Origin of the sequence: Sphaerotilus mobilis, from assembly GCF_004216565.1 — a bacterium.
Lineage (GTDB): Bacteria > Pseudomonadota > Gammaproteobacteria > Burkholderiales > Burkholderiaceae_C > Sphaerotilus > Sphaerotilus mobilis.
Map to the genome: position 1 here is coordinate 63,247 of NZ_SGWV01000009.1, position 26,866 is coordinate 90,112.

General features: G+C 69.6%; 27 protein-coding genes. 9 read left to right on the plus strand and 18 right to left on the minus strand.

The annotated features are described in order from the left end of the window. The first annotated feature begins 19 nt into the window (after positions 1–19). From EV685_RS09510 to EV685_RS09520, 3 genes are read left to right on the plus strand one after another with little or no spacing between them, the layout of a single operon-like run. Positions 20–1,267, plus strand: a complete 1,248-nt coding sequence (locus tag EV685_RS09510) for a 2Fe-2S iron-sulfur cluster-binding protein (protein ID WP_242615517.1) — start codon at positions 20–22, stop codon at positions 1,265–1,267. Beyond that, the gene (locus EV685_RS09515) at positions 1,267–1,851 is read left to right on the plus strand and encodes a hypothetical protein (RefSeq protein ID WP_130481795.1); all 585 of its coding nucleotides are present in this window, start codon (positions 1,267–1,269) and stop codon (positions 1,849–1,851) included. Before EV685_RS09510 ends, EV685_RS09515 begins: the two co-directional genes overlap by 1 nt. Then, entirely contained in the window at positions 1,848–2,600 is a 753-nt protein-coding gene (locus tag EV685_RS09520) for a cytochrome c3 family protein (protein WP_130481796.1), read from the plus strand. Before EV685_RS09515 ends, EV685_RS09520 begins: the two co-directional genes overlap by 4 nt. Before the next feature lie 2 nt (positions 2,601–2,602). Here the strand turns inward: EV685_RS09520 and ahpF are convergent, their stop codons facing one another. The 8 genes from ahpF to pqqA form a co-directional block, all read right to left on the minus strand. After that, on the minus strand, positions 2,603–4,186 hold the full coding sequence (gene ahpF / locus EV685_RS09525) for an alkyl hydroperoxide reductase subunit F (RefSeq protein ID WP_130481797.1): 1,584 nt from the start codon (positions 4,184–4,186) through the stop codon (positions 2,603–2,605). 261 nt (positions 4,187–4,447) lie between these two features. Continuing rightward, positions 4,448–5,011, minus strand: coding sequence for an alkyl hydroperoxide reductase subunit C (gene ahpC, locus EV685_RS09530; protein WP_130481798.1), 564 nt, complete (start codon positions 5,009–5,011; stop codon positions 4,448–4,450). Positions 5,012–5,125: 114 nt separating this feature from the next. After that, entirely contained in the window at positions 5,126–5,797 is a 672-nt protein-coding gene (locus tag EV685_RS09535) for a LysE family translocator (RefSeq protein WP_130481799.1), read from the minus strand. A 61-nt stretch (positions 5,798–5,858) separates the two neighbouring features. Further along, positions 5,859–7,013: a pyrroloquinoline quinone biosynthesis protein PqqE gene (pqqE, locus tag EV685_RS09540; protein WP_242615518.1), complete on the minus strand. Its 1,155-nt coding sequence runs from the start codon at positions 7,011–7,013 to the stop codon at positions 5,859–5,861. Beyond that, positions 7,010–7,285: a pyrroloquinoline quinone biosynthesis peptide chaperone PqqD gene (gene pqqD / locus EV685_RS09545; protein WP_130481800.1), complete on the minus strand. Its 276-nt coding sequence runs from the start codon at positions 7,283–7,285 to the stop codon at positions 7,010–7,012. The genes pqqE and pqqD overlap by 4 nt, the downstream gene beginning before the upstream one ends. Positions 7,286–7,305: 20 nt before the next feature. Beyond that, entirely contained in the window at positions 7,306–8,067 is a 762-nt protein-coding gene (gene pqqC / locus EV685_RS09550; protein ID WP_130481801.1) for a pyrroloquinoline-quinone synthase PqqC, read from the minus strand. A 28-nt stretch (positions 8,068–8,095) separates the two neighbouring features. Beyond that, complete coding sequence (pqqB, locus tag EV685_RS09555; protein ID WP_130482336.1) at positions 8,096–9,028, minus strand: pyrroloquinoline quinone biosynthesis protein PqqB; 933 nt, start codon at positions 9,026–9,028, stop codon at positions 8,096–8,098. A gap of 177 nt (positions 9,029–9,205) precedes the next feature. Next, entirely contained in the window at positions 9,206–9,388 is a 183-nt protein-coding gene (pqqA, locus tag EV685_RS20780) for a pyrroloquinoline quinone precursor peptide PqqA (RefSeq protein ID WP_207224798.1), read from the minus strand. Between the two features lie 93 nt (positions 9,389–9,481). Between pqqA and EV685_RS09565 the strand changes: the two genes are divergently transcribed. Next, complete coding sequence (locus EV685_RS09565; RefSeq protein WP_130481802.1) at positions 9,482–10,960, plus strand: sensor histidine kinase; 1,479 nt, start codon at positions 9,482–9,484, stop codon at positions 10,958–10,960. After that, on the plus strand, positions 10,957–11,592 hold the full coding sequence (locus EV685_RS09570) for a response regulator (protein ID WP_207224799.1): 636 nt from the start codon (positions 10,957–10,959) through the stop codon (positions 11,590–11,592). The genes EV685_RS09565 and EV685_RS09570 overlap by 4 nt, the downstream gene beginning before the upstream one ends. Before the next feature lie 26 nt (positions 11,593–11,618). Here the strand turns inward: EV685_RS09570 and EV685_RS09575 are convergent, their stop codons facing one another. Continuing rightward, on the minus strand, positions 11,619–12,707 hold the full coding sequence (locus tag EV685_RS09575) for an adenosine deaminase (protein ID WP_130481803.1): 1,089 nt from the start codon (positions 12,705–12,707) through the stop codon (positions 11,619–11,621). Positions 12,708–12,875: 168 nt separating this feature from the next. Here EV685_RS09575 and EV685_RS09580 point away from each other — a divergent pair, with 168 nt between their 5' ends. From EV685_RS09580 to EV685_RS09595, 4 genes are all read left to right on the plus strand, one after another. After that, on the plus strand, positions 12,876–13,976 hold the full coding sequence (locus EV685_RS09580) for an efflux RND transporter periplasmic adaptor subunit (protein ID WP_130481804.1): 1,101 nt from the start codon (positions 12,876–12,878) through the stop codon (positions 13,974–13,976). Positions 13,977–14,020: 44 nt separating this feature from the next. Then, on the plus strand, positions 14,021–17,326 hold the full coding sequence (locus EV685_RS09585; protein ID WP_130481805.1) for an efflux RND transporter permease subunit: 3,306 nt from the start codon (positions 14,021–14,023) through the stop codon (positions 17,324–17,326). Then, positions 17,323–17,547, plus strand: a complete 225-nt coding sequence (locus tag EV685_RS09590; RefSeq protein ID WP_130481806.1) for a YgaP family membrane protein — start codon at positions 17,323–17,325, stop codon at positions 17,545–17,547. Before EV685_RS09585 ends, EV685_RS09590 begins: the two co-directional genes overlap by 4 nt. Before the next feature lie 121 nt (positions 17,548–17,668). After that, the gene (locus tag EV685_RS09595; protein WP_130481807.1) at positions 17,669–17,959 is read left to right on the plus strand and encodes a metal-sensing transcriptional repressor; all 291 of its coding nucleotides are present in this window, start codon (positions 17,669–17,671) and stop codon (positions 17,957–17,959) included. Positions 17,960–17,987: 28 nt separating this feature from the next. Here the strand turns inward: EV685_RS09595 and EV685_RS09600 are convergent, their stop codons facing one another. The 9 genes from EV685_RS09600 to cbbX form a co-directional block, all read right to left on the minus strand. Continuing rightward, entirely contained in the window at positions 17,988–18,350 is a 363-nt protein-coding gene (locus EV685_RS09600) for an ArsR/SmtB family transcription factor (RefSeq protein ID WP_207224800.1), read from the minus strand. A gap of 110 nt (positions 18,351–18,460) precedes the next feature. After that, positions 18,461–18,832 (minus strand): hypothetical protein, encoded by a 372-nt coding sequence (locus tag EV685_RS09605; RefSeq protein ID WP_242615519.1) that lies wholly within the window; start codon positions 18,830–18,832, stop codon positions 18,461–18,463. Between the two features lie 174 nt (positions 18,833–19,006). After that, positions 19,007–19,747, minus strand: a complete 741-nt coding sequence (locus EV685_RS09610; RefSeq protein ID WP_130481809.1) for an HAD-IA family hydrolase — start codon at positions 19,745–19,747, stop codon at positions 19,007–19,009. Position 19,748: 1 nt separating this feature from the next. Next, positions 19,749–20,786, minus strand: coding sequence for a class II fructose-bisphosphate aldolase (gene fba, locus EV685_RS09615; protein WP_130481810.1), 1,038 nt, complete (start codon positions 20,784–20,786; stop codon positions 19,749–19,751). Between the two features lie 59 nt (positions 20,787–20,845). Next, positions 20,846–21,577, minus strand: coding sequence for an HAD-IA family hydrolase (locus EV685_RS09620; RefSeq protein WP_130481811.1), 732 nt, complete (start codon positions 21,575–21,577; stop codon positions 20,846–20,848). 46 nt (positions 21,578–21,623) lie between these two features. Next, positions 21,624–23,633, minus strand: coding sequence for a transketolase (gene tkt / locus EV685_RS09625; RefSeq protein ID WP_130481812.1), 2,010 nt, complete (start codon positions 23,631–23,633; stop codon positions 21,624–21,626). Positions 23,634–23,753: 120 nt separating this feature from the next. Then, on the minus strand, positions 23,754–24,632 hold the full coding sequence (locus tag EV685_RS09630) for a phosphoribulokinase (RefSeq protein ID WP_130481813.1): 879 nt from the start codon (positions 24,630–24,632) through the stop codon (positions 23,754–23,756). A 67-nt stretch (positions 24,633–24,699) separates the two neighbouring features. Next, on the minus strand, positions 24,700–25,800 hold the full coding sequence (locus EV685_RS09635) for a class 1 fructose-bisphosphatase (RefSeq protein ID WP_130481814.1): 1,101 nt from the start codon (positions 25,798–25,800) through the stop codon (positions 24,700–24,702). Between the two features lie 73 nt (positions 25,801–25,873). Next, positions 25,874–26,866: a CbbX protein gene (gene cbbX, locus EV685_RS09640; protein WP_130481815.1), complete on the minus strand. Its 993-nt coding sequence runs from the start codon at positions 26,864–26,866 to the stop codon at positions 25,874–25,876.

Sequence of the window (26,866 nt, forward strand, 5' to 3'; positions counted from 1 at the left end):
TGAAAGCCGCCATCACACCGTGATCCCTGACCTCGACGCCCCGCAGTTGCTCGGACTGATCGTCGCGGCCCTGCTGTTACAGGCTCTGGCCGTCGCCGTGCTTGCCATCCGTGGTCATGGCCGCAGCACAGCCGAGTCGTCGGGCACGGCCAGCGAGCCGCCTGGCGCACCTCGATCCTCGCTGGCGTGGTCCGGCACGCAAGCCTGGCGCGTGCGCGAACGACGGTTCGAGGACGCCGCCGGGACGCAATGCTCCTTCGTTCTCGAACCGGTCGACGGCACCCCGCCACCGCCCTTCCGGCCGGGCCAGTTCCTCACCTTTGTGCTCGACCTGGCGGACCCGCTCGCGCCAGGTGGGCGACGGCAGGTCACCCGCTGCTATTCGTTGTCGGACGGCCCAGGCCTGCCGCACTACCGCGTCACGATCAAGCGGGTGGGCAAGCCGGCCGATCACCCTGAATGGTCGGCAGGCTTGGTGTCGAACCACTTCCATGACCATGTTCAGGTCGGCGACCTCATGCAGGTGCGCGCACCGTCGGGTCACTTTCACCTCGACGAGGATCCCTCGGTTCCAGCCGTACTGATCGCGGGCGGCATCGGCATCACGCCGATGATCTCGATGCTCGAAGAACTGATTCGTCACCAGCCGAGCCGCCCGGTCCACCTGTTCTACGGCGTGCGCAGCGGGCACGAACACGCTTTCAAGGCCCACCTTCGGACGCGGCAGACGAACCACCCGACCTTGCGGCTGCACGTGGTCTACAGCCGGCCGGCCGAGTCCGACCAGCTCGGCATCGACCACCATCTCGTCGGCCATGTCGATCTGGCACTGCTGCAGAAGACCCTGCCGCATGGCCGCCACCGCTTCTTCATCTGCGGACCGGGAACGATGATGTCGACGCTGGTGCCGGCCCTGAAGGCCTGGGGCGTGCCCGACGAGGATGTTCTGTTCGAGGCCTTTGGTCCGGCCTCGGTCCAGCGCCCGGCAGCACCGGTCGATGCAGCGGCAGCCGGCGTCAAGATCCGCTTCCAGCGCAGTGGCCGCGTGCTCGCCTGGGACGGCCAGGACGCCAGCCTGCTCGACTTCGCCGAGCGGCATGCGCTGCTGATCGACGCAGGCTGTCGCTCGGGCGGCTGCGGCACCTGTGCCACCCGCCTGATCGAGGGCCGCGTGAGCTACCCGCACGCACCCGACCACGACATCCCAGCAGGCCATTGCCTGCCTTGTGTGGCACGACCGCTCACCGACCTGGTGCTGGAGGCCTGATGTCACGGCAAGCCCGCCTGTTGCGCCGAGAGGTGCTGCCCTTCCTGTTCTACCTGGTCGCATTGGCCGTGGGCACCCTGCTGATCGACCTGCTGCTGCACCGCCTCGGCATTGCCTGGATCGGTCGCTGGCTGGGCATCCCGGGCACCTTGCTGATCGTCGGTTCCTTCGGCTACTCGCTGCGCAAGCGCAAGCGCATCACGACCGGCTCGCCCACCGGCTGGCTGCGTGGCCACGAGGTGCTGGCCTGGCTGGGCTCGCTGCTCGTGCTGGTGCACGCCGGTATCCACTTCAACGCCATCCTGGGCTGGCTGGCCGTGGCAGCCATGAGCCTGAACGTCATCAGCGGCCTGACCGGCAAGTTCCTGCTCGACCGCTCACGACGCCGCCTTGACGAGGCCCGCGAGCGCCTACGCGCCCAGGGCCTGTCGCCCGACGAACTGGCCGATCGCACCTACTGGGACAGCATGACCTTCGACGCAGTGCGGCAGTGGCGCGTCATCCACATCCCGATCACTCTTGCCTTCGGGCTGCTGGCGCTGGCGCACATCGTGGCCATCTTCCTGTTCTGGGGCTGGGCATGAAGCGGATTCTCGCGTGGCTGGCAGCGATCAATGCCATCGCGCTGATCGTGCTGGTCTTCGTCTACCCGCACCTGATGATCAGCCCCGGGCCGCTGGTCAAGGCCCATGCCGAACTCGCCACGGACTGCTTCGCCTGCCACCGCCCGTGGCGCGGCGCGAGCGCGGCGCTGTGCATCGACTGCCACAAACCGGCAGACATCGGCCTGCGAACAACGCTGGGTGTGGCCCTGCCGGCGCGACCGCTGAAGGCATCTTTCCACCAGAAGCTGATCGAGCAGGACTGCATGGCCTGCCACAGCGACCACCTCGGCCCCAAGCTCACACAGCGCAGCCGCAAGCCGTTTTCGCATGCACTGCTGGTGGCCGACGTGCAGAAGGCCTGCGGCACCTGCCACCGACCGCCGGACGACCGGCTGCACCGGAAGGTGAACGACGACTGCAGTGCCTGTCACCAGCAGGAGGCCTGGAAGCCCGCCACCTTCGACCATGAACGCTCGTTCGTGCTGGATCGCGACCACGACGTGGCTTGCGACACCTGCCACGTCCGCAACGACTACGCGACCTACACCTGCTACGGCTGCCACGAACACACGCTCGCCAACGTGAGGGCAGAGCATGAGGAGGAAGGCATCCGGGACTTCGCCGACTGCGTCGAATGCCACCGCGACCCCGGTGTCGAGCCCGGCAAGGGCTCGGCACGCGGGGGCAACCGCAGCCGCGGTGGCGGCGACCGCCCGGAACGCGACTGACCTCAGCCAGCCGCCGCCTCGGTCACGACCGGCTGACGGATCAGGTGGTCAAACGCGCCAAGGGCCGCCTTGGCACCCTCGCCCACCGCGATGACGATCTGCTTGAAGGGCACGGTCGTCACGTCGCCAGCGGCGTAGATGCCGGGGGCGCTGGTCTGGCACTTGGCGTCGATGATGATCTCGCCGAAGCGGCTCAGCTCGACCGTGCCGCGCAGGAACTCGGTGTTGGGCACCAGGCCGATCTGCACGAACACACCGGCCAGATCGAGCGTGTGCTCGGCCCCCGAGACGCGGTCCTTGTAGCGCAGGCCGGTCATCTTCTGGCCGTCGCCGATCACCTCGGTGGTCTGGGCGTTCACATGCACCGTCACGTTGGGCAGGCTGCGCAGCTTGTTGACCAGCACCTGGTCGGCCTTGAGCTGGTCGGCGAACTCCAGCAGCGTGACGCTGCGCACCAGACCGGCCAGGTCGATGGCGGCCTCGACGCCCGAGTTGCCACCGCCGATCACCGCGACGTCCTTGCCCTTGAACAGCGGGCCGTCGCAGTGCGGGCAGTAGGCCACGCCCTTGGTCTTGTAGGTGTCCTCGCCGGGCACGTTCATGTTGCGCCAGCGCGCGCCGGTGGCCAGGATCACCGTGCGGGCCTTCAGCTCCGCGCCGTTGTGCAGCTTGACCAATGCCAGCGCGCCGGGTGCCGATGCGGGCTCGACGGCCTGCACACGTTGCAGCGTCATCACGTCGACGTCATAGACCTTGACGTGGGCCTCCAGCGCGGCGGCGAACTTCGGGCCGTCGGTCTCCTGGACCGAGATGAAGTTCTCGATCGCCATGGTGTCCATGGTCTGGCCGCCGAAACGCTCGGCGACGATGCCGGTGCGGATGCCCTTGCGAGCCGCATAGACCGCCGCCGCCGCGCCGGCCGGGCCGCCGCCGACGATCAGCACGTCGTAGGGCGCCTTCTCGCTGAGCGCAAGCGCTTCGCGAGCCGCCGCGCCGGTGTCGATCTTGGCGAGGATCTCGCCCAGCTCGATGCGGCCGCTGGAGAAGTCCGCGCCGTTCAGCTCGGTCTTGGGCACGGCCATGATCTGGCGCGCCTCGACCTCGGCCTGGAACAGGCCGCCGTCGATGGCGACGTGGCGAACGCGGGGGTTGAGCACGGCCATCAGGTTGAGCGCCTGCACCACGTCCGGGCAGTTGTGGCAGGTCAGGCTCATCCAGGTGGTGAAGCTGAAGTCGCCATCGAGCGATCGGATCTGCTCGACCACGGCGGCGTCGACCTTGGGCGGATGACCGCCAGCCCAAAGCAGCGCCAGCAGCAGTGAGGTGAACTCATGGCCCATCGGCAGGGCGGCAAAGTGCACGCCCATGTCGTGGCCGACGCGGGTGATCTGGAAGGAGGGACGGCGCGCATGCTGGCCGTCGTAGCGCGCGGCGATCTTCTCCGGCGCGATCGCGGCGATCTCGGCGATCAGCTCGCGGATGTCAGCAGCGCCTTGCGAATCATCCAGGCTGGCGATCAGCTCGATCGGCTGGGTGATCTTCTCGAAATAGGCGGCCAATTGGCCCTTGGTGGTGTCGTCCAGCATGGTGCGGTCCTTTCGGTGCGGTGTGTCGCAGGGGCGAGTCGATTCCCGGCCCAGTTGAAAACACGCACCGGCCGGGCCGTCACATGCTTTCAACTGCGCCGATGCAGTTGTTCAGGAAGAAGGCGGGCCAGCCGCCCTTCGCCAGTCACTCGGTCAGTCCATTCATCCAGCGCAGACGGTGGATCCGGCTTGGCCGGTCCACCCGTCTGGCCCCCCTGGAGGGGGGAGCGGCGTCAAGCCGCTCCGGGGGGTGGGCCGGGATCAGATCTTGCCGACGAGGTCGATCGAAGGAGCCAGCGTCTTCGCGCCTTCCTTCCACTTGGCCGGGCAGACCTGGCCGGGGTTGGCGGCGGTGTACTGGGCAGCCTTGAGCTTGCGCAGCGTTTCCGACACGTCACGGGCGATCTCGTTGGAGTGGATCTCGGCGGTCTTGATGACGCCGTCCGGGTTGATCACGAAGGTGCCGCGCAGCGCCAGACCTTCTTCGGCGATGTGCACGCCAAACGCGTTGGTCAGCGTGTGGGTCGGGTCGCCGACCAGCGGGAACTTGGCCTTGCCAACGGCCGGCGAGGTCTCGTGCCACACCTTGTGCGAGAAGTGCGTGTCGGTCGTGACGATGTAGACCTCGGCGCCCGCAGCCTGGAAGGCGGCGTAGTTGTCGGCCGCGTCTTCGATCTCGGTCGGGCAGTTGAAGGTGAAGGCCGCCGGCATGAAGATCAGGACCGACCACTTGCCCTTGAGGCTCTCGTCGGAGACGGTGATGAACTTGCCGTTGTGGAAGGCCTGGGTCTTGAACGGCTGGACTTGGGTGTTGATGAGGGACATCGTGGTTCCTGTGGGTTGAAGTGAGGGGGGTTGGGAAGAAGCGATGGGTTGAATGCTATCGACGTTTCATGTGCGATTGCATCAACGATCTCAATCGCCCTCGTTAACCCGACGCTATCGACCCCCAGCCAACCATGGCCAGAGCGCAAGCCCCACCAGCAGCGCGGCCGAACCCCGGTTCACGCGGCGTCGCCAGGTCGCATCGAACCGTTCGCGCCAGTGACCGATCGTCGTGCTGAGCAGCAGCCACCAGGCCGCCGAGCCCGCGAACACGCCGACCACCATCAGGCCAGGGCTGACGACCTCGTGGCGACCGGCGAGCGCACCGAAGACGGCCAGGAAGCTCAGGATCGTCGCGGGGTTGGACAGCGTCAGCAGCAAGGTCCCGGCAAAGCAGCCGGCCAGCAAGCGGATGCGTCCGGCGCGGTGCGCCGGCAGGTCGAGCGCTGCTGCCCGTTCGGCCACCGGCGCGCGCCAGATGCCCCAGGCCAGCCACAGCAGCACGGCCCCGCCCACGGGCACCAGCACCGGGCGCAAAGCCCCGAGCCAGGTGACCAGCCCGGAGATGCCGTAGGCGCCGATGGCACCGTAGGCCGCATCGGCCACCGCCGCGCCCAGCCCCGTGGCGAGTCCGGCGCGCGGGCCGAGTTGCAGGCTGCGCTGGATCGTCAGCAGCCCGATCGGGCCGACCGGCGCGGCCATCGACAGGCCGATCAGGAAGGACTGGGCGAACAGCGCGAGCGCGTCGGCAGGGATGGCATCCAGGAGGTCGAACGGGACAGGCATGTCCCGTAGTCTGGCTCTGGTTGGCTCTGGTCGGCTCGGCCAGACGACCGGCCGCGCCGGATCAGTCTGGCGCGCCCATCAGCGAGCGCGAGTTCTTCGGGTCGCGGAACACCAGCGGCCGCTCGATGCCACGTCCCGCGTCGGCGGCCTGCACCGCCTGCATCACCTGGGCGTGGTGCGGGCTCTTGGGGCAGACCGGGTCGGCGGCCTCGGGGTCGTTGGCGAGCAGGAAGGCCTGGCAGCGGCAGCCGCCCAGGTCCTTTTCCTTGTCCGGGCAGGACACGCAGGGCTCCTTCATCCAGCCGGTTCCGCGGTAGCGGTTGAAGCCCTCGCTGTCGCGCCAGATGTGGGCAATGCCGTGTTCGCGCACGTTCGGGAAGCTCAGGCCGGGCAGCATCTTGGCGGTGTGGCAGGGCAGCGCGGTGCCGTCGGGCGTGACGGTCAGGAAGACGTTGCCCCAGCCGTTCATGCACTTCTTGGGCCGGCCCTCGTGATAGTCCGGCGCGACGAAGAACAGCCGCATGCGGCCTTCGAGCTTCTGGCGCCAGGCGTCGGTGACGGCCTCGGCGCGGCGGATCTGGTCTGAGGTCGGCAGCAGCTGGTCGCGGTTGAGGTGGGCCCAGCTGTAGTACTGCGAGTTGGCCAGTTCGAGGTACTCGGCCCCGAGCGCCTCGGCCATTGCGATGATGCGGTCGATGTGGTCGATGTTGAGCCGGTGCAGCACCACGTTCATCACCATCGGCCAGCCATGGGCCTTGATGCGCTCGCCGACCTGCTGCTTCAGGCTGAAGGTCTTGGTGTGGCTCAGGAAGTCGTTGAGTTCGCGGGTTGAATCCTGGAAGCTCAGCTGGACATGGTCCAGCCCGGCCGCCTTCAGCGCCGCCGCGCGCGCATCGCTCAGGCCAACGCCGGAGGTCAGCAGGTTGGTGTAGTAGCCCAGCCGGTGCGCCTCGGCGACCAGCTCTTCGAGGTCGTCGCGCTCCAGCGGCTCACCGCCGGAGAAGCCGCATTGCACGGCGCCCAGCGCACGGGCCTCGCGCAGCACACGCAGCCAGTCTTCGGTGGACAGTTCCTGGCCCTTGCCGGTGGCCGCGAAGTCCAGCGGGTTGTAGCAAAACACGCAGTGCAGCGGGCAGCGGTAGGTCACCTCGGCCAGCAGCCAGAGCGGCGGGCCGATCACGGGCGCGCTGGCTGCAGCCATCACAGGCGTGTTCATGACCACCTCACCCAGCCCTGGGTGTGCGCCATCCGCAGGAAGGCGATCACGTCGGCGCGCAGGCCCTGGACCTTGAAGGCCGCTTCGAGCTGGCTCACCAACTGAGCCACCGAGGCGACGCCGTCGCAGCGGCTCAGGATCTCGCCCGCGCTGCGGTTGAGCTTGACCATGCCTTCGGGGTAGAGCAGCACATGGTTGCCCTGGGCCTCTTCCCATTGCAGGCGGAAGCCGGCGGCCACGGCGGGCACGCTGGCATCGCCGAGTTCAGTCATGGGACTGGCGGTCGGCGGGTTCATGCGTTGACCCCGTAGCGCAGCGCCATCGCGTCGTTCATGGCCCAGAGGATGTCGAGCTTGAACTGCAGGATGGTCAGCGCGCGTTCTTGCTGCGCCCGGCTGCGGAAGTGGTCCAGCGTGACGGCCAGGCCCTGCTCGACGTCGCGCCGCGCCTGGCTGACGCGGTTGCGGAAGTAGCTCAGGCCGTCGGCGTCGATCCATGGGTAGTGCTCGGGCCAGGTGGCCAGGCGCTGCTTGTGGATCTCGGGCGCGAACAGCTCGGTCAGCGATGAGCAGACCGCCTCCTGCCACGGCGCGTGGCGGGCGAAGTGGATGTAGGCGTCGACCGCGAACTTCACCGCCGGCACGACGTGGCGCAGGTCGACGATCTCCTCGCGGCTCAGTCCCGTGGCAGTGCCCAGGCGGATCCAGGCCTCGATGCCACCGGCGTCCTTGACCTCCCCGATCTCGAAGCCGTCATGGTCCAGGATGCGCTGGACCCAGCCGCGCCGGATCTCGCGGTCGGGGCAGTTGGACAGCACCGCCGCATCCTTCACCGGAATCGCGATCTGGTAGTAGTAGCGGTTGGCGACCCAGCCGCGGATCTGCTCCGGCGTCGCGCGGCCGGTGTTGAGCATCACGTTGAAAGGGTGGTGGATGTGATAACTGCGACCGCGTTCGCGCAGCTGCTGCTCGAAGGTGACGCAATCCCAGGCGGGCGCCTCGGCCAGCGCGACGGCGGCAGATGGGCTCGGGGGCGGCAGGGTGGCGTGGTTCATGGCGGCCTCGGGCTTCAGGGTTCAGGGTTCAGAACAGCAGCTCCAGGCCGTCGAAGCTGACCTCGACGCCGGCCGCCTCGACGGCGCGGCGCTCGGGCGAGGCCTCGTCCAGGATCGGGTTGGTGTTGTTGATGTGGATGAGCAGCTTGCGGGTGCGCACCGGCAGGCGGCCCAGCACCTCCAGCATCCCGCCGGCACCGGACTGCGGCAGGTGGCCGATGTCGCGCGCGGTCTTGCGCGAGAAGCCCAGCGTGATCATCTCGTCGTCGGTCCAGAAGGTGCCGTCGACCAGGACGGCGTCGACGCTGTTCATCGCCGCCCACACCGCCGGGCTGATGGCGCCCAGGCCGGGTGCGTAGAAAACCCGCCCGCCGGTGGCCGTGTTTTCCAGGACCAGGCCGACGTTGTCGCCCTCGACCGGTGCCTCGCGGTGTGGCGAATACGGCGCGGGCTTGCTGTCCAGCGGCAAGGCGGTGATGCGCAACGGAGCCAGCTGCGGGGCTTCGAGGGCGGCCGGCAGGCGCACCGCCGTGCCGTCCAGCGGCAGCTCGTGCCAGTCGACGCCGCAGTAGTGGCCCAGCACCCGCAGGATGGGGTTGCCCTGGCTCAGGTCCTCATGCGCCGGGCGGGTGCTCCACAAGGGCAGCGGCCGGCCCCGTTCGCGCAGCATGAACAGGCCGGTGCTGTGGTCGATCTGGCCGTCGCACAGCAGCACGGCGGCGATGCCGCTGTCGCGCAGCGCGCGGGCGGGCTGCAGCGCGGGGCTGCGCTGCAGCTGGGTCAGGATGTCGGGCGAGGCATTGACCAGCAGCCAGTCCTGCGGACCGCCCACGGCGATCGACGACTGGGTGCGGGCGCGGTGGTGCGGCGAGCCGGCGCGCACCGCCGCGCACTGGCGGCAGTTGCAGTTCCACTGCGGGAAGCCGCCACCGGCGGCGGAGCCGAGCACGCGCACGGTCAGGGCTTGCGGGGCGGTGGACGGGGCAGGGTTCACGGTGGACGGGCGCGGGTCAAGCGCCTGGAAGGGTCGTGTGCGGGGGCTGGCAAGCCGTGCTGCAGATGCGACACGGCCCGGCGTCGGAACCAGTCCGGGCCGGGCCGTGCGGCTCGCAAGGAAAGATCGGATCGGGTCGCCAGCTCAGCGGGCGGCCACGTACATCGTGATCTCGAAGCCGAAGCGGAAGTCGATCGCGGCGGGGGTTTCCCAGGTCATGGCAGTCTCCAGGTCAAAAGGTGGTGGTGAGGTCCGAACGCAGCCGAAGGTGTTCCGGTGCAGCGCCAGTGTCGGCAAAGCCCGGGTTGCTGTCGTCGCGCGGACCATGAGCGCGGCCTCATGAAAATCGCCATTCGCGGGCCGGGTAGACCCCAGCGCCTACGCGCCTCCAGTGGGCGACGGCGCCGGGACAATCCGCCCATGGTCAGCCTCACCGCCACGCCCGATCCGGCCCCGCCGGCCGCCACCCTCGCCGCCCCCGCCACATCGGCCGGACGCAGCCTGCGCTTCAAGGTCCAGGTGCTGCTGGGCGTGCTGATGCTGGGCTTCGTCTCGGCCCTGCTGCTGCTGCAGATCCAGGCCACCCGCAACAGCGTGCACGAGGAGATCGTGGCCGGCAACCGCGTCGCCGGGCAACTGCTGCAGCGGGTCGGCTGGGTCTACCGCCTGTCGGGTCCGGACGGCATGCTGGACTTTCTCCAGCAGCTCGGCCGCGTGCGGGCCAACGAGATCACGCTGGTCGACGCGGGAGGGCGGCTGATCTACCGCTCGCCGCCGTCGGTCTACAAGCAGGGCCGCGAGGCGCCGCCCTGGTTCGACGCCCAGGTGGCGCCGCCGCCGCAGCTGCAGGTCATCGAACTGCCCGGCGGTGGCCGGCTGACCGTCGAGGCCGATGCCTCGCGCGCCATCCTGGATGGCTGGGACGACTTGCAGCGGCTGGCGGCCATCGGTGGCATCGCGCTGCTGCTGATCAATGCGCTGGTGTTCTGGTACGTCGGCGTCACGCTGCGGCCCTTCGCCACCATCCTGGCCGGCCTGGGCCGACTCGAACGCGGCGACTACGCCGCCCGCCTGCCGGACCTGCCGGGCCGCGAGGCCGGCTCGATCGGCGCGGCCATCAACCGCATGGCCGCAGCGGTCGAGGACCAGCTGCAGACCCGCCTGGCCGCCTACGAGGCCGAACGTTCGCTGGCCGAGAGCCGCGAGATCGCCCATCAGGTCGAGCTGCACACCGAACGCGAACGGCGCGAGATCGCCCGCGAGCTGCACGACGAGCTGGGCCAGTCCGTCACCGCGATGCGCAGCCTGGCACTGTCGCTGACCCACCGTCTGGCCGAACGCGACCCGCCGGCCGGCGCCACCGCCACCTTGATCGCCGACGAGGCCGGCCGGCTCTATGACGTCATGCACGGCCTGATCCCGCGCCTGACACCGCTGGCGCTGGACAGCCTGGGCCTGGCCGATGCACTGGCCGACCTGGCCGGCGGCGCCCGGCAGCACCCGGGCGCCCCCCGCATCGAGCTGACCGTCACGCCGCTGCCCGGCGATCTGGACAACGACCTCGCGCTCGCCGCCTACCGGGTCGTGCAGGAGGCCCTGAACAACGCGCTGCGCCACAGCGGCGCGACGCTGCTGCACATCGGGGTGGGTCTGGTGGACGGCGCCGCCGGCCAGCGCCTGCAGGTCCAGGTCGACGACAACGGCCAAGGCCTGCCGCCGGACTGGCAACGTCCCGGTCACTACGGCCTGCGCGGCCTGCGTGAACGCGTGCGCAGCCTCGGCGGCACGCTGGCGGTCGAGGCGGCACTGCCCGGCGCCGCACATCCGGGCGTGCGCATCGCGGCCAGCCTACCGGTGCGGCCGGTCACACCCGTGGCCACGGCGGAGCGTGCACGGTGATCCGCGTCATGCTGGTCGACGACCACACCATCGTGCGCATGGGCTTCAAGATGCTGCTGGAGGCCTCCGGCGCCGACATCGAGGTGGTCGCCGAGGCCGCGTCGGGCGACGAGGCGCTGGCGCTGCTCGAACGCATCCAGCCCGACCTGCTGGTGCTAGACCTGTCGATGCCCGGCATGGGCGGGCTGGAACTGCTGCGGCGCATGCGCGCCCGCGACGATGCCCTGCGCGTGCTGGTGCTGTCGGCCCACGAGGACACCGCCCACCCGCGCCGCGTGCTGGCGGCCGGCGCGCACGGCTACCTGAGCAAGCGCGGCGCCCCCGAGGCGCTGGTCGACGCGATCCGGCGGGTCGCCGCCGGTGCGCGCTACATCGACCCGGCGATCGCCCAGAAGCTCGCGCTGGCGCAGCTCGGCAACGAACCCAGCCCGGTCGATGCCTTGTCCGAACGCGAGTTCGAGGTCTTCGTGCAGCTGGCAAGAGGCGCCAGCGTCGCCGACATTGCCAGCCGCCTCAAGCTCAGCGCCAGCACCGTCGGCACCCACCTCTACAACGTCAAGCAGAAGCTCGGCGCGGCCAACCAGGCCGAGCTGACCCTGCTGGCGCTGCGCTGGGGCCTGCTGGAAGCCTGATCAGCCGGCAAGGGGACCGGCAACGGTCAACCGGCCACCTCCAGCACGACCCGATCAACCTCGGCCCGCCAGGCGGCCTTGCGATCCGCATCGGCGAAGGCCGCCTCGAAGCTGTTGGCGGCCAGCTGCCACGCCTCGCGCGCGCCGAGCTGGGGCAAGGCGGCAAAGGTGTCGAGCCAGTTCTGGTTCATGTAGCCGCCGAAGTAGGCCGGGTCGTCGCTGTTGATCGTGGCGCACAGGCCGGCGTCCAGCAGCGCGGGCAGCTTGTGTTCGGCCATCGTCGGGTAGACGCACAGCTTGACGTTGGACAGCGGGCAGACCGTCAGCGGCATGCGCTCGGCGGCCAGGCGGGCGACAAGCGCCGGGTCGTCGACGCAGCGCACGCCGTGGTCGATGCGTTCGGTCTGGAGCAGGTCCAGCGCCTCAATGATGTAGGCCGGCGGGCCTTCCTCGCCCGCATGGGCGACGACGTGCAGACCGAGCGCGCGGCCGCGGGCGAAGACACGCTCGAACTTGCTGGGCGGGTGGCCGCGCTCGCTGCTGTCCAGGCCGATGCCGATGAAGTGGTCCCGGTAAGGCAGCGCGGCGTCCAGCGTCTCGAAGGCGGCCTCTTCGCTCAGGTGGCGCAGGAAACACAGGATCAGGTCCGCGTCGACGCCCAGCTCGGCGCGGGCCTTCGTCAATGCGGCACTCAGGCCGGCGATCACGGTGCCGATCGGCACACCCCGTTCGGTGTGGGTCTGCGGGTCGAAGAAGATTTCAGCGCGCCGCACCCCGTCGGCCGCTGCGCGCTGCAGGTAGGCCCAGGCCATGTCGTGGAAGTCGGCCTCGTGCAGCAGCACGCTGGCCCCGGCGTAGTAAATGTCCAGGAAGCTCTGCAGATCGCTGAAGGCATAGGCCGCCCGCAGCGCCTCGACGCTGTCGTAGGGCAAGGCCACGCCGTTGCGCGCGGCCAGCGAAAAGATCAGCTCGGGCTCCAGCGAGCCCTCGATGTGGATGTGCAGCTCCGCCTTGGGGATGCGGCGCAGCAGCTCGGGCAGGCGTTCGCGCGGCAGGCGGTCCAGGGCGGCGGCGACGGTGGCGTCCGGGTGCGGTCGGGTGTGGATGTCGGGCATCGGCGGGGCTCCTGCGGGTCTTGTTTGATCGGGGTGGGTCTCCATCCGAGACCGAGCATGTACTGTGCCCGAAGCCACACGGACACCCGGTTGGCAACAGGGTCGATGACGCGCCGCTTGATACCCACGGCCGTATAAATATAGGATACGGGGTATCAGGAGATGACCATGACCCGAAGCACCCGCCACCTTGCCCCGATCGCCGCTGTACTGGCCCTTGCCGGGCTGGTCACGACCCCCGCTACGGTCGCAGCCGGCGCCGAGCCGGTCGCGGCCGCGATCCCCGTGCCCACCGTGACGCTGCAGGCGCAGACGATCGCCGGCTCGCTGACGCTGGACGCCAGCCTGCAGGCCGTCCGCCAGGCCACGGTGGCGGCGCAGGTCGGCGGCAACGTCGTCGCGCTGGCCGTCAAGGCGGGTGACCGCGTCCGGGCCGGCCAGCTGCTGGCGCGCATCGACGAACGCAGCACCGCCGCCGCACTCGCGCAGGGCGATGCGGCCGTCAACCAGGCCGACGCGGCCGCGCGGCTGGCCCGCATCGAGCGCGACCGCAGCCGCGAGCTGCACGCCCAGGGGTATGTCAGCCAAGCCGCGCTGGACCGGGCCGAGACCCAGGCCCGTGCCGCCGAAGCCGCGCTGGCGCAGGCCCAGGCGGGCCGGGGCCAGGCGGCGCTGGCGCGCGGTTTCGCCAACGTCGTCGCGCCCTTCGACGGCATCGTGCTGGCCACCCACCTCGAAGCCGGTGACCTGGCCGCGCCGGGCCGTCCGGTGTTGACCGTCTACGCGCCCGGCGCCCTGCGCGCGGTGGTTGCGGTGCCGGCCTCGCTGGCCGCCCAGGTGCGTGCGGCCAGCCAGATCGAGATCGAGCTGGCCGATGGCCGACGCCTGACACCGGCGCGCCGCAGCGAACTGCCCGGCACCGATGCGGTCACGCAGACGCTCGAATGGCGGCTTGACCTGGCCGGCGCCGATGCCGCCACGCTGTCGCCGGGTCTGAGCGTGCGGGCGCGTTTCGAGGGCCTGCCCATCCACACCAAGCCCAGCGCGGCCGGGACCGCCTTGAGCGTCCCCCGCAGTGCGGTGCTGCAGCGTGGCGAGCTGAGCGCGGTCTACGTCGCCGACACCAACAACCACTACGTGCTGCGGGCGGTGCGCACCGGTCCGCTGGGCGGCGAGTCCGTCAGCCTCTTGAGCGGCGTGCGGGCCGGCGAACGCATCGCCGCCGATGCGGTCAAGGCCGGCCTGGCTGGCGCACGGCCGTCGAACTGATCCACCCGCCCGCCCACGCCCGAACCCGACCGCGAAAGCCTCCCATGGATACCCCCACCCCTTCGCCGATCGACGCGAGCCCGCGCCTGGGCATCGCCGGCCGCATGGCCGCGGCCTTCCAGGCCAACGCGATCACGCCACTGCTGGCGCTGGTCGCGCTGCTGCTGGGCCTGTTCGCGGTGCTGGTGACCCCGCGCGAGGAAGAGCCGCAGATCAACGTGACGATGGCCAACGTGCTGATCCCCTTCCCGGGCGCCAGCGCGGCGGACGTGCAGGCGCTGGTGGCGAGGCCGGCCGAGCAGGTGCTGGGCCAGATCGCCGGCATCGAACACACCAGCAGCGTCTCGCGGCCCGGCCTGGCGCTGCTGACGGTGCAGTTCTCCGTCGGCGTGCCGCGCACCGAGGCGCTGGTGCGCCTGTACGACGTGCTCAACGCCAACCAGGACTGGCTGCCGGCCGGCCTCGGCGCGCTGGCCCCGGTCGTCAAGCCCAAGGGCATCGACGACGTGCCGGTGCTGGCGGTGACGTTGTGGAGCCCCGCCGCCGACGGCGCCGGCCCGACCTCCGCGCTTGAACTGGAGCGCATCGCCCGTGGCATCGAGGTCGAACTCAAGCGTGTGCCGGGCAGTCGCGAGGTGCAGACCCTGGGCGGACCCGGTCAGGCGGTGCAGGTCGAGCTGGACCCGGACCGGATGCGCGAACGCGGCGTCGACCTGATGCGCCTGCGCGAGACCCTGTCGGCCGCCAACCTGGCGATGCCGGCCGGCGCGGTGCTGGAGCCGCGCGAGGGCGGTGTGGCCGGCGGTGGCAGCCGGCTGCTGACGGTCGAGACCGGCGAGTTCCTGCGCTCGGCCGAGGACGTCGGTGCGCTGGTGGTCGGCGTGCACGCTGGCAAGCCGGTCTACCTGCGCGAGGTGGCGCAAATCCGCGAAGGCTCGGCCCAGTCGCCACGGCAGGTCTGGACCACGCCCGGCGCGGCGGCCGTGACAACGGGCGACGCGAGCGCTCAGGTCGGCGCGGTGTATCCGGCCGTCACCCTGACGCTGACCAAGAAGCCCGGCGCCAACGCGGTCGACGTGGCCGCCGCCGCCCGCGCACGGCTGGATGCGCTGCGCAACACGCTGGTGCCGGCGGAGGTCCGCATGGACATCACCCGCGACTACGGCCTGACCGCAGGCGAGAAAGCCGCCAAGCTGATCCAGAAGCTGGCCTTCGCCACCGGCTCGGTGATCGCGCTGGTCGGCCTGGCGCTGGGCCGGCGCGAGGCGGTGATCGTCGGTGCGGCCGTGATCCTGACGCTGACCGCCACGCTGTTCGCCAGCTGGGCCTGGGGCTACACGCTCAACCGGGTGTCGCTGTTTGCGCTGATCTTCTCGATCGGCATCCTGGTGGACGACGCCATCGTGGTGGTCGAGAACATCCACCGCCACCAGCAACTGCATCCGGGCCAGCCGCTGCTGCAGATCATCCCGGGCGCGGTCGACGAGGTCGGCGGCCCGACCATCCTGGCCACGCTGACCGTCATCGCCGCGCTGCTGCCGATGGCCTTCGTCAGCGGCCTGATGGGCCCCTACATGGCGCCCATCCCGATCAACGCCAGCCTGGGCATGGCGATCTCGCTGGCGATCGCCTTCAGCGTCACGCCCTGGCTGGCCGCGCGCTTGATGAAGCAGCATGACGCGCACACCGCCCATGCCACACCGACCGGCCTGGCCGCGAAGCTGCCGGCCTTCTTCACCCGCGTGCTGGCGCCCTTCCTGGCCAGCGCCCGCAAGCGCTGGCTGCTGGCCGGCGGCATCGCGGCGGCCCTGCTGCTGAGCGTCGGCCTGGCCGGCGTGCAGTGGGTGGTGCTCAAGATGCTGCCCTTCGACAACAAGAGCGAGTTCCAGGTCGTCGTGGAGATGCCCGCCGGCACGCCGCGCGAGGACACCGCCGCCGCGCTGCAGGCCATGGGCGCCTACTTGGCGCAGCAGCCCGAGGTGCGCGACCTGCAGGGTTATGCCGGCGCCGCCAGCCCGATCACCTTCAACGGCCTGGTGCGCCAGTACAACCTGCGCGCCGATGCCGAGCAGGGCGACCTGCAGGTCAACCTGGTCGACAAGGCCCATCGCCACGACCAGAGTCACGCCATCGCGCAGCGCCTGCGGCCGGAGCTGGAGCGCATCGGCGCGACCTGGGGCGCGCGGGTGCAGGTGGTCGAGGTGCCGCCCGGCCCGCCGGTGCTGAGTCCGCTGGTGGCCGAGGTCTACGGCCCGGACGAGGCCGGCCGACAGCAGCTTGCGCTGCGCCTGGCCGAGGCCTTCCGCGCCACGCCGGACATCGTCGGCGTCGACACCTCCGTGAAGGACCCGTCGGCCGCCGCGCCGCGTGCCTTCCTGCGCATCGACCGCAGCCGCGCCGAGTCGCTGGGCATCCCCGTGGCAGTGATCGCTCAGACGGTGCACGGCGCGCTCTCGGGCGTCGACGCGGCCTATCTGCACGACGGCCGCAGCAGCCGCGCCGTCCCGGTGCGCCTGCAACTGCCCCTGGACGCGCAGGTCGGCCTGGACACGCTGCTGCGCCTGCCGCTGCGGGCGGCCAACGGCCAGCTGGTGCCCTTGTCGGCGCTGGTGCGCGTCGAACGCGGCGTGATCGACCGGCCGCTCTACACCAAGGATCTGCAGGGCGTGAGCTACGTCATCGGCGACATGGCCGGCCAGCTGGACTCGCCGCTGTACGGTCTGGCCGCCATCCGCAGCCGCCTGGCCGAGGCCGCCCTGCCCGGCACCGGCGAACTCGGCGAATGGTGGATCCGCCAGCCGGCCGATCCCTACCGCCAGTACGCCATCAAGTGGGACGGCGAATGGCAGGTCACCTACGAGACCTTCCGCGACATGGGCGCCGCCTACGGTGTCGGCCTGGTGCTGATCTACCTGCTGGTGGTGGCGCAGTTCCGCAGCTACGTGACGCCGCTGGTGATCATGGCGCCGATCCCGCTGACCATCATCGGCGTGATGCCCGGCCACGCCTTGCTGGGCGCGCAGTTCACGGCCACCAGCATGATCGGAATGATCGCGCTGGCCGGGATCATCGTGCGCAACTCCATCTTGCTGGTCGACTTCATCGAGCTGCAGGTCGCACAGGGCATGGCGTTCGCAGAGGCGGTCGTGCAGTCGGCGGCGGTGCGCGCCCAGCCCATCGTGCTGACCGGCCTGGCGGCCATGGTCGGCGCCTTCTTCATCCTCGATGACCCGATCTTCAACGGCCTCGCGATCACGCTGATCTTCGGCATCGCGGTGTCGACCCTGCTGACGCTGGTCGTCATCCCCGTCCTCTACTTCACCGTCTTCAACAACCGGAGCCAACCATGACCGTCGACCGTCTCATCCGCATCTTCGCGGGCACCTTCATCCTGATCTCGCTGGCATTGGGCGTCGAGGGCAGTCCGCTGTTCGTCAGCCGCTGGGCCCTGGCCTTCACCGCCTTCGTGGGCCTGAACCTGCTGCAGTTTGGCTTCACCAACGTCTGTCCGCTGGGCTGGTTCCTGCGCAAGGCCGGGGTCGCCGATGTGGCTTGCAGCACACCGCGCTGATCGGTTTGCACACAAGTCCCGAGTTCGAGACGGGTGACACACCCTGAGCGCAGAGTGAGCTCTTGGAGCATGGACAATGGCCGATCTTGAACAAAGACTGAACGCAACGGAGGACTGCGCCATGGCCCAACTCCAGGACGAAGGTGCACGCACCGACCTGCTGAATCGATTGAAACGGGCCGAAGGCCAGCTGCGTGGCATCCAGCGGATGATCGAAGGCGGCGAGTCCTGCATGGACATCGCCAGCCAGATGGCCGCCGTGCGCAAGGCGCTGGACAGCGCCTATGTCCGGATGACCGTCTGCTTCATGCAGCAGGAGCTGACCCAGCGGCTGGGCATGAACGAGCAGCAGACGCCGGTGCTCGAAGGCATGCTCGACGACATGCAGACCCTGCTGGGGAAGGTGCGCTGAAGCCCACGCGTCGGCGACGTCAGCGACGTCAGCGCGGCGCGGCCGGCAACAGGCGCTCGGCCACCGGCACCTGCGCGGCCGGGTCCATCTCGGTGGCGACCTGGTTGCAGACCGCGCGGCACAGCGTGGCCACACGTTCGCTCTGCAGCCGGTAGTAGATCTGGGTGCTGTCGCGCCGCTTGCCCAGCACGCCGGCGCGGTAGAGCGTCGACAGGTGCTGGGACATGTTGGGCTGGGTGGTGTCGATGTCTTCCAGCAGCTGCGACACGTTCTTCTCGCCGTGACACAGCGAGCTGATGATCTTCAACCGGATCGGCGTGGACAGCAGCGAGAACAACTCGGCCACGGAGTCAAAGACGGCGTCGCTTTCGTCGCGGGGGCTGTCGGACATGGTCGGTGCCTCGGTCGTGTTCATCGTTGCATCATTTTATGCGTCTGCACTGATGCAACGGCATGGCCAGGGCCTCGCCAGATGCACCAGATGCGCCGGATGCGCTGGACTCAACGGAAGCGGTAGTGGTCACGCTGCAGCACCGCCGCGATGGCGGTGACTTCCTCGGGGAAGAAGCCCAGCCCCAGTTCGGTGTTGCAGTACTCGACCATGCCGCGCAAGGCGCCGGGCGTGGAGATGCGGCCTTTGGGGTTGTAGATGTCGTGACCATCCCCGCCGACGTTGCGGGCATGGCAGGCGTCGCACTGGCTCTCGCGGATCAGCTTCTCGCCCAAGGCCAGATCGGCGTCCACGAAGATCTCGATGCCCTGAGCCCGCAACGGCGTGGCCGTGCCCAGCAGGAAGGACGCGCCCAGCAGCATCGCGACGAGGGCGAGCACAGGAGCAAGGGCGAGGCGGGACGACGATCGACGCGGGGACATGGACGGACTCCGGATGGGAGACCGGACTTTGCCCTTGCCCACCCTCAGGCGGCAAGGGCCGCAAACCCGGCGAGCCGGAAAAAAACGGCAGGACGCCTGAGGGACGTCCTGCCGTGACAACGAGGCAACGACGGGGGCCGGAAGGCTCCGGCCGCCATCACGCCTCAGCAGTGTTCAGGAGCCCGCCTGCTCGCGCAGACTGGCCCAGCTCACTGCCCCCGAAAACCTCGCGCCGCCGCAGTCCAGATCGGTGCAGCAGGCCCAGGCCCGCTCCTGGCTCTGTGCCGTGGCGGGAAAGAACACGCTGGGCGTCAGCAGCACAGCCAACCCGGCGGCGTCGGCGGCTTGCAGGCCGACCTCGCTGTCCTCCAGCGCCAGGGCCTCCTCGGCGCGCAGGCCCAGCTGCTGCAGCGACAGCCGATGCGCCTGCGGGTGGGGCTTCTTGTGCTCGACGTCCTCGCCACAGACGCAGGCGGCAAAGGTGTCGTGCCAGTCCGGTCCCAGCATCCGGCCCAGCAGGGCGTCGACATTGGTCCGGCTGGTGGTCGTGACGATGGCCTGCAAGGCGCCCGCCGCGCGGGCCTCGCCGATCAGGCGCAGCACGCCGGGGCGCGGTGTCACCAGCCCCGCATCGACACGTTCGGCATAGCGCCGGTTCTTGCGCGTGTGCAGCTCGCGCGCCAGGGCCTCGCGGCGGGCCGGATCGGCCGGTGCATCGGCCCGATCTGCCATGTCGTGCAGCAGGCGCTCGCGCCCGCCCGTCACACGCAGCAGACGGGCATAACGCGCCTCGTCCCAGCGCCAGGGCAGGCCCATGTCGTCGAAGGCCTGGTTGAAGGCGACCAGATGGCCGTCACGCTCGGTCTCGGCCAGCGTGCCGTCGACGTCCCACAGCAGTGCGCGCAAGCCGCTCATGTCAGCGGTAGCGCGCGACCATGCGGTCCAGCGACACCGGCTTGATCAGGTCGGCCTGACCTTCACAGCCGAAGGCCTTGAAGCGTGCCTCGCAGATGCCACGCGCGGCCTTCGTCGCGGCCATCAAGGCCTTGCGCGGGTCGAACTCGGACGGCTGCTGGGCAAAGGTCTGGCGCATCGCGCCGGTCATGGCCAGGCGGATGTCGGTGTCGATGTTGACCTTGCGCACGCCGTTGGCGATGCCGCGCACGATTTCCTCGACCGGCACGCCGTAGGTCTCGCCGATGTCGCCGCCGTACTGGCGGATCAGCGCGAGCCACTCCTGCGGCACGCTCGATGAGCCGTGCATGACCAGGTGGGTGTCGGGCACCGCCGCATGGATGGCGGCGATGCGGTCGATGGCCAGGATGTCGCCGGTCGGCTGGCGGGTGAACTTGTAGGCACCGTGGCTGGTGCCGATGGCGATCGCCAGGGCGTCGACGCCGGTGCGGGCGACGAAGTCGCGGGCCTCGGTCGGGTCGGTCAGCATCTGTTCGTGGCTGAGCTTGCCTTCGGCACCCACGCCGTCTTCCTCGCCGGCCGCGCCCGTCTCCAGTGAGCCCAGGCAGCCGAGTTCACCCTCGACCGACACACCCACCGCATGGGCGATGCGGCAGACGTCGGCGGTCACCTGGACGTTGTAGTCGTAGCTCGCTGGCGTCTTGGCATCCTCGCGCAGCGAGCCGTCCATCATCACGCTGGAGAAGCCCGAACGGATCGCCTGCACGCAGACCGCCGCCGACGCGCCATGGTCCTGGTGCAGCACGACAGGAATGTCCGGGTGGCTCTCGATCGCGGCCAGCACGAGGTGGCGCAGATAGGCCTCACCGGCGTACTTCCGCGCCCCGGCCGAGGCCTGCAGGATCACCGGGCTGCGCGTGGCCTGCGCGGCTTCCATGATCGAGTGGATCTGCTCCATGTTGTTGACGTTGAAGGCGGGCACGCCGTAGCCGCGTTCGGCGGCATGGTCGAGCAGTTGGCGCAGCGAGATCAGGGCCATGTGGGGCTCCGTGCAAGGGTCAATGAATGGGGAGGTAGCGGCTGGAGGTGACGGCCGGCTCAGGCCGCCATCGACTGGATTGGCGACGGGCCGGACGCCCGGGTCGCCAGCACCCAGGCCGCCACGGCCGGCAGGTCGTCGAAGAGGCGACCGGGCTCGGCCGCCGCGATCGGCTCGCCGCCGTTGTAGCCATGCGGCACGGCCCAGTCGGCGGCACCGGCGTTGCGGGCCGCCAGCAGGTCCGTGCGCGAGTCGCCGACATGCGCCAGCCGGTGCGGCGCGACGCCCAGCCGCTTGGCGACATGGCGCAGCACGCTGGGGTGCGGCTTCTTGTGCGGCAGGGTGTCACCCGCGACGACCAGGTCGAGGTGCTCGATCAGGCCGGTGGCCTCCAGCAGCATGCGGGCGTAGCGGCCGTCCTTGTTGGTGACGCAGGCGGTGCGCACGCCCGCTGCACGCAGGGCCTGCAGCGTGCTGGCCGCACCGGGATAGGCCCGCGCGCTGCCGCCCACCCGCAGCCCGTAGTGGTGTTCGACGCGGGCCAGCACGGCATCCGGATGCAGCCGGTCGGCCAACGCCGGCTGGTCGAGCAACAGCCGGGCCAGGAGCTTGAGCATCAAGGCACGCAGGCCGTCGCCGATCAGCGCCGTGATGTCCTCGGTGCTGCGTGCCGCGATGTCGAAGTCCCTCAAGGTCGCGTTGACCGCTGCGGCGATCTCGCCGGCCGTGTCGACCAGCGTGCCGTCGAGGTCGAACGAGACCGCGTCGACGGACGGGATGTGCGTGTTCATCGGCTGTTCCTCTGACAGGTCCGGGGACAAGGTCGTGGTGCGGTGCTCAGGCCGCTGCGGTCAGCCAGGCCTGCACCCGGGCGACCAGCGCCTCGACGGTCAGGCCGAAATGGGCATAGACCGACGGTCCCGGGCCGGACTCGCCGAAGCTGTCCACCCCCAGCGCGTCGACGCAGCCGTACTGGCGCCAGAAGCGAGAGATGCCCGCTTCAACCCCGAAGCGCGGCAGACGCGCATCGCCCAGCACGGCTTGTTGCCAGCGAGCGTCCTGGCGGTCGAACACGCTGCTGGACGGCATCGAGACCACGCGCACCGGCACGCCCAGGGCATCGAGGTGCTGTTGCGCCGTCATCGCCAGTCCCAGCTCGGAACCGCTGGCGATCAGCACGGCGCGGGCGGCGGCACGGTCGCTCAGCACATAGGCGCCGCGGTGGGCCTCGGCCACCTGTTCGGGCGTGCGGGTCTGGGCCGGCAGGTTCTGGCGGCTCAACAGCAGCGCGCTCGGACGGTCGCGCTGGCCGAGCGCATGCGCCCAGGCCACGGCGGTCTCGGTGGCGTCGCCCGGTCGCCAGACGTCCAGGTGGGGGATCAGCCGCAGGCTGGCGGCATGTTCGACCGGCTGGTGGGTCGGACCGTCCTCGCCCAAGCCGATGGAGTCGTGGGTGAAGACATGGATGACCTGCTGCTTCATCAGCGCGGCCATGCGGATGGCATTGCGGCTGTAGTCGCTGAAGGTCAGGAAGGTGCCGCCATAGGGGATGAAGCCACCGTGCAGCGCCATGCCGTTCATCGCCGCGGCCATGCCGAACTCACGCACGCCGTAGTGGACGTGACGCCCCTCGAAGGACCCGCCCTTGACCGCGCCGCAGCCCGGGAAGTCGGTCAGGTTGGAGCCGGTCAGGTCGGCGCTACCACCGATCAGCTCGGGCAAGGCGGGACCCAGCGCGGCCAGCACCTGCTGCGAGGCCTTGCGGCTGGCAACCGTCTCGCCCTTGAGGGCGACGTCCGTGATGGCCTTGAAGACGACGTCCTCGAAGTGGATCGGGCGGCGGCCGGAAAGGCGGCGCTCCAGTTCCTCGGCCAGCGCCGGATGGGCGACGCGGTAGTCGGCCAGCCGGGCGGTCCAGTCGCGCTGCTGCGCGGCGCCGCGTGTGCGCAAGTCCCAGGCGTTGCGCACGGTCTCGGGGATCTCGAAGGGCGCGTGCGGCCAGCCGATGGCGGCGCGGGTCGCGGCGATCTCCTCGGCGCCGAGCGGCTCGCCGTGTGCCTTGGCGGTGTTGGCACGCTTCGGGGAGCCCTGGCCGATGCGGGTCTTGCAGATGATCAGCGTCGGCCGCTCGCTGCTGCTGCGGGCCTGCGTGATGGCCGCATCGAGCGCGGCCACGTCATGGCCGTCCACGGTGCCGATGACGTTCCAGCCGCAGGCCTTGAAACGCAGCGCGGTGTCGTCGGCGAACCAGCCCTGGACGGGGCCGTCGATCGAGATGCCGTTGTCGTCGTAGAGCGCGATCAGCTTGTTCAGGCCCCAGACGCCGGCCAGCGAAATGGCCTCCTGGCTGATGCCCTCCATCAGGCAGCCGTCGCCCATGAAGACGTAGGTGCGGTGGTCGACGATGTCGTGGCCCGGCCGGTTGAAGGCCTGCGCCAGCAGCTTCTCGGCCAGCGCCATGCCGACCGCATTCGCCAGCCCCTGACCGAGCGGGCCGGTGGTCGTCTCGACGCCGGGCGTGATGCCGATCTCCGGGTGGCCCGGCGTGCGGCTGTGCAGCTGGCGGAAGGCCTTCAGGTCGTCCATCGACAGCGCATGGCCGCTCAGGTGCAGCAGGGCATAGAGCAGCATCGACGCATGGCCGTTGGACAGCACGAAGCGGTCGCGGTCCGGCCAGCCCGGATCGGCCGGGTTGACACGCAGGTGGCGGCCCCACAGTGCGACGGCCATCTCGGCCATGCCCATCGGCGCGCCGGGGTGGCCGGAGTTGGCCTTCTGGACGGCATCCATGGCCAGCGCTCGCAGCGCGTTGGCCATGTCGGTGGTGAGGTTCAGCGGGGCGTTCATGCGGCGGGTTTCCAGATCGATGGACGTGACGGGGCCGGCGCGCGGCGGGCCGCGCACATCGGCAAGACGGAGGAAGTAGGAAGGGGGCGGCGCAGGGTGGCGCAGGGCGCGCCGGGTGGCTCAGTCCATGAGCCTGCGCTTGCGCTCCATCATTCGCCAGATGAAGGGCGTGAAGATGAGCTGCATGGCCAGCTCCATCTTGCCGCCCGGCACCACCACGGTGTTGGCGCGCGACATGAAGCTGTCGTTGATCATGTTGAGCAGGTAGGGAAAGTCGATGCCCTTGGGGTTGGCAAAGCGGATCACGCAGATGCTTTCATCGGGCGACGGGATGTCGCGGGCGATGAAGGGGTTGCTGGTGTCCACGCAGGGCACACGCTGGAAGTTCACATGGGTGTGGGCGAACTGCGGGCAGATGTAGTTCACGTAGTCGGGCATCCGGCGCAGGATGGTGTCGGTCACCGCCTCGGTGCTGTAGCCGCGCTGCTTCTTGTCGCGCCAGAGCTTCTGGATCCATTCCAGGTTGATCACCGGCACCACGCCGATCAGCAGGTCCGGGTGACGGGCGATGTTGACCTCGGGCGTGACGACCGCGCCGTGCAGGCCCTCGTAGAACAGCAGGTCGGTGCCCTTGGGGATCTCCTCCCAGGGCGTGAACGTGCCGGGGTTCTGCTGGTAGGGCGCGGCCTCCTCGGCGTCATGCAGGTACTTGCGGCGCATGCCGGTGCCGGTCTCGCCGTAGGTGCGGAACAGCTGCTCGATCTCGGCGAACAGGTTGTTCTCCGGCCCGAAGTGGCTGAAGTTGCGATTGCCCTCGCGCTCGGCCTCGGCCTGGCGCTTCTTCATTTCCAGCCGGTCGTAGCGGTGGAAGCTGTCGCCTTCGATGACGGCGGCGGACACCTTCTCGCGCCGGAAGATGTTCTCGAAGGTCCGCGTCACGGACGTGGTGCCGGCACCGGACGAGCCGGTGATGGCGATGATCGGATGGCGTTCGGACATGCTGTCTCCTGCGATTTGATTCGATGCTTGAAGGGCGAGGTCTGATCCCGCGACCGCTGTGGGCCGGTCAATTCCTGAAAAGCGAACGCTCGGCGAACAGCGGCGTGTTGAAGTCGTTCTTGACCGGCTCGTGGTGGTAGCGCTCGATGCGCTCGACCTCGTTGCGGGAGCCGAACACCAGGCCGATGCGCTGATGCAGCGAGCTCGGCACCACGCCCAGCATCGGCTGGCGACCGGTCGATGCACGGCCCCCGGCCTGTTCCATGATGAAGCCGATCGGGTTGGCCTCGTAGAGCAGCCGCAGCCGGCCGGGCTTGCTCGGGTCCTTGGTGTCGCGCGGGTACATGAAGACGCCGCCGCGCATCAGGATGCGGTGGGCCTCGGCCACCATGCTGGCGATCCAGCGCATGTTGAAGTCCTTGCCACGCGGGCCCGTCGCACCGGCCAGGCATTCGTCGACATAGCGCTTGACCGGCGGCTCCCAGAAGCGGCTGTTGGACGCGTTGATCGCGAACTCGCGCGTGTCGGGTGGCACCTGGATGTCGGGGTGCGTCAGCACGAACTCGCCCAGGTTGGGGTGCAGCGTGAAGCCGGCCACGCCATTGCCCACGCTGAGCACCAGCATCGTGGTCGGACCATAGAGCGCATAGCCGGCGGCCACCTGGGTTGCGCCGGGTTGCAGGAAGTCGGCCTCGACCACATCGCGGCCGCTGGCGATCACGTCATCGGGCGCACGCAGGATCGAGAAGATGCTGCCCACCGACACGTTGACGTCGATGTTGCTGGAGCCGTCCAGCGGATCGAACACCAGCAGGTACTTGCCACGCGGGTACTGGGCGGGGATCTGGGACGGCTGTTCCATCTCCTCCGAGGCCATGCCCGCCAAGTGCCCGGCCCACTCGTTCATGCGCACGAAGACGTCGTTGCTGAGCACGTCGAGCTTCTTCTGGACCTCGCCCTGGACGTTGACCGCACCACCTTGCGCCGCATCGACCGACGCGTCACCCATGACGCCACCGAGTTCACCGAAGGCCACCGAACGGGCGATGGACTTGCACGCCAGCGCCACCTCCAGCAGCAAGGCGTTGAGGTCGCCGCTGGCGGACGGGAAACGGCGGCGCTGCTCGATCAGGTACTGCGTCAGCGTCGAACGGTTGGAAAGGCTCATGGACGTCTCCTCGGGTCGTTGTCGTTGTGGTGTCGGGTCGGGGGCTCAGGGGTCGGGGTCAGGGGATCAAGGATCAGGGCTGGGTCTGGAACACGCGGCTGGCGCGGATGTCGGCCACCTCCAGCGTGCACAGGTCGGCCTCGTCGAGGTGCCGGTCGCGCTGCGCGAACAGGCGGCTGGCCTGGCGCAGCCGGGCCCGGTCCAGCGCATTGCGCACGCTGCGGGCGTTGGCGAAATGGGGCTGTTGGGTGCGCCGTTGCAAGTAGGCGTCGAAGGCCTCGCGGGCGCCCTCTCCCCAGCGGTAATGCTGGGCGTCGAGCATGTGGCCGCTGATGTCGAGCAGCTCGTCGACGCTGTAGTCGGGGAAGTCGAGGTGATGCGCGATGCGCGAGCTCACGCCCGGGTTGGACTGGAAGAAGGTGTCCATGCGGTCCTTGTAGCCCGCCAGGATCACGACCAGGTCGTCGCGCTGGTTCTCCATCACCTGCAGCAAGATCTCGATGGCTTCCTGTCCGTAGTCGCGCTCGTTCTCGGGCCGGTAGAGGTAATACGCCTCGTCGATGAAGAGCACGCCGCCCATGGCCTTCTTCAGCACTTCCTTGGTCTTGGGCGCCGTGTGACCGATGTACTGGCCCACCAGGTCGTCGCGCGTCACCGCCACCAGATGGCCCTTGCGGCAATGGCCCAGGCGCTGAAGGATCTCGGCCATGCGCATCGCCACGGTCGTCTTGCCTGTGCCCGGATTGCCCGTGAAGCACATGTGCAGGCTGGGGGCCTGCGCGGCCAGCCCGAGGTTGCGCCGCAAGCGGTCGATCACCAGCAGCGCGGCGATGTCGCGGATGCGTTGCTTGACCGGCGCGAGGCCCACCAGGTCACGGTCGAGCAGGTCCATGACCGACTCGACCTGGCTGTGCGCCAGCACCTCGGCGACGCTGCGAGCGCGCGACAGCGGGTCGCCATCGGTGTCGGCCACGGTTCCGGCAACGGTCCCGGTCACGGGGTTCTTCGAGGGCGCGTCGGCCAGCGGGGCACGCTGGCCGGGGATCGCGTAGAGCGGCGTGTTCAT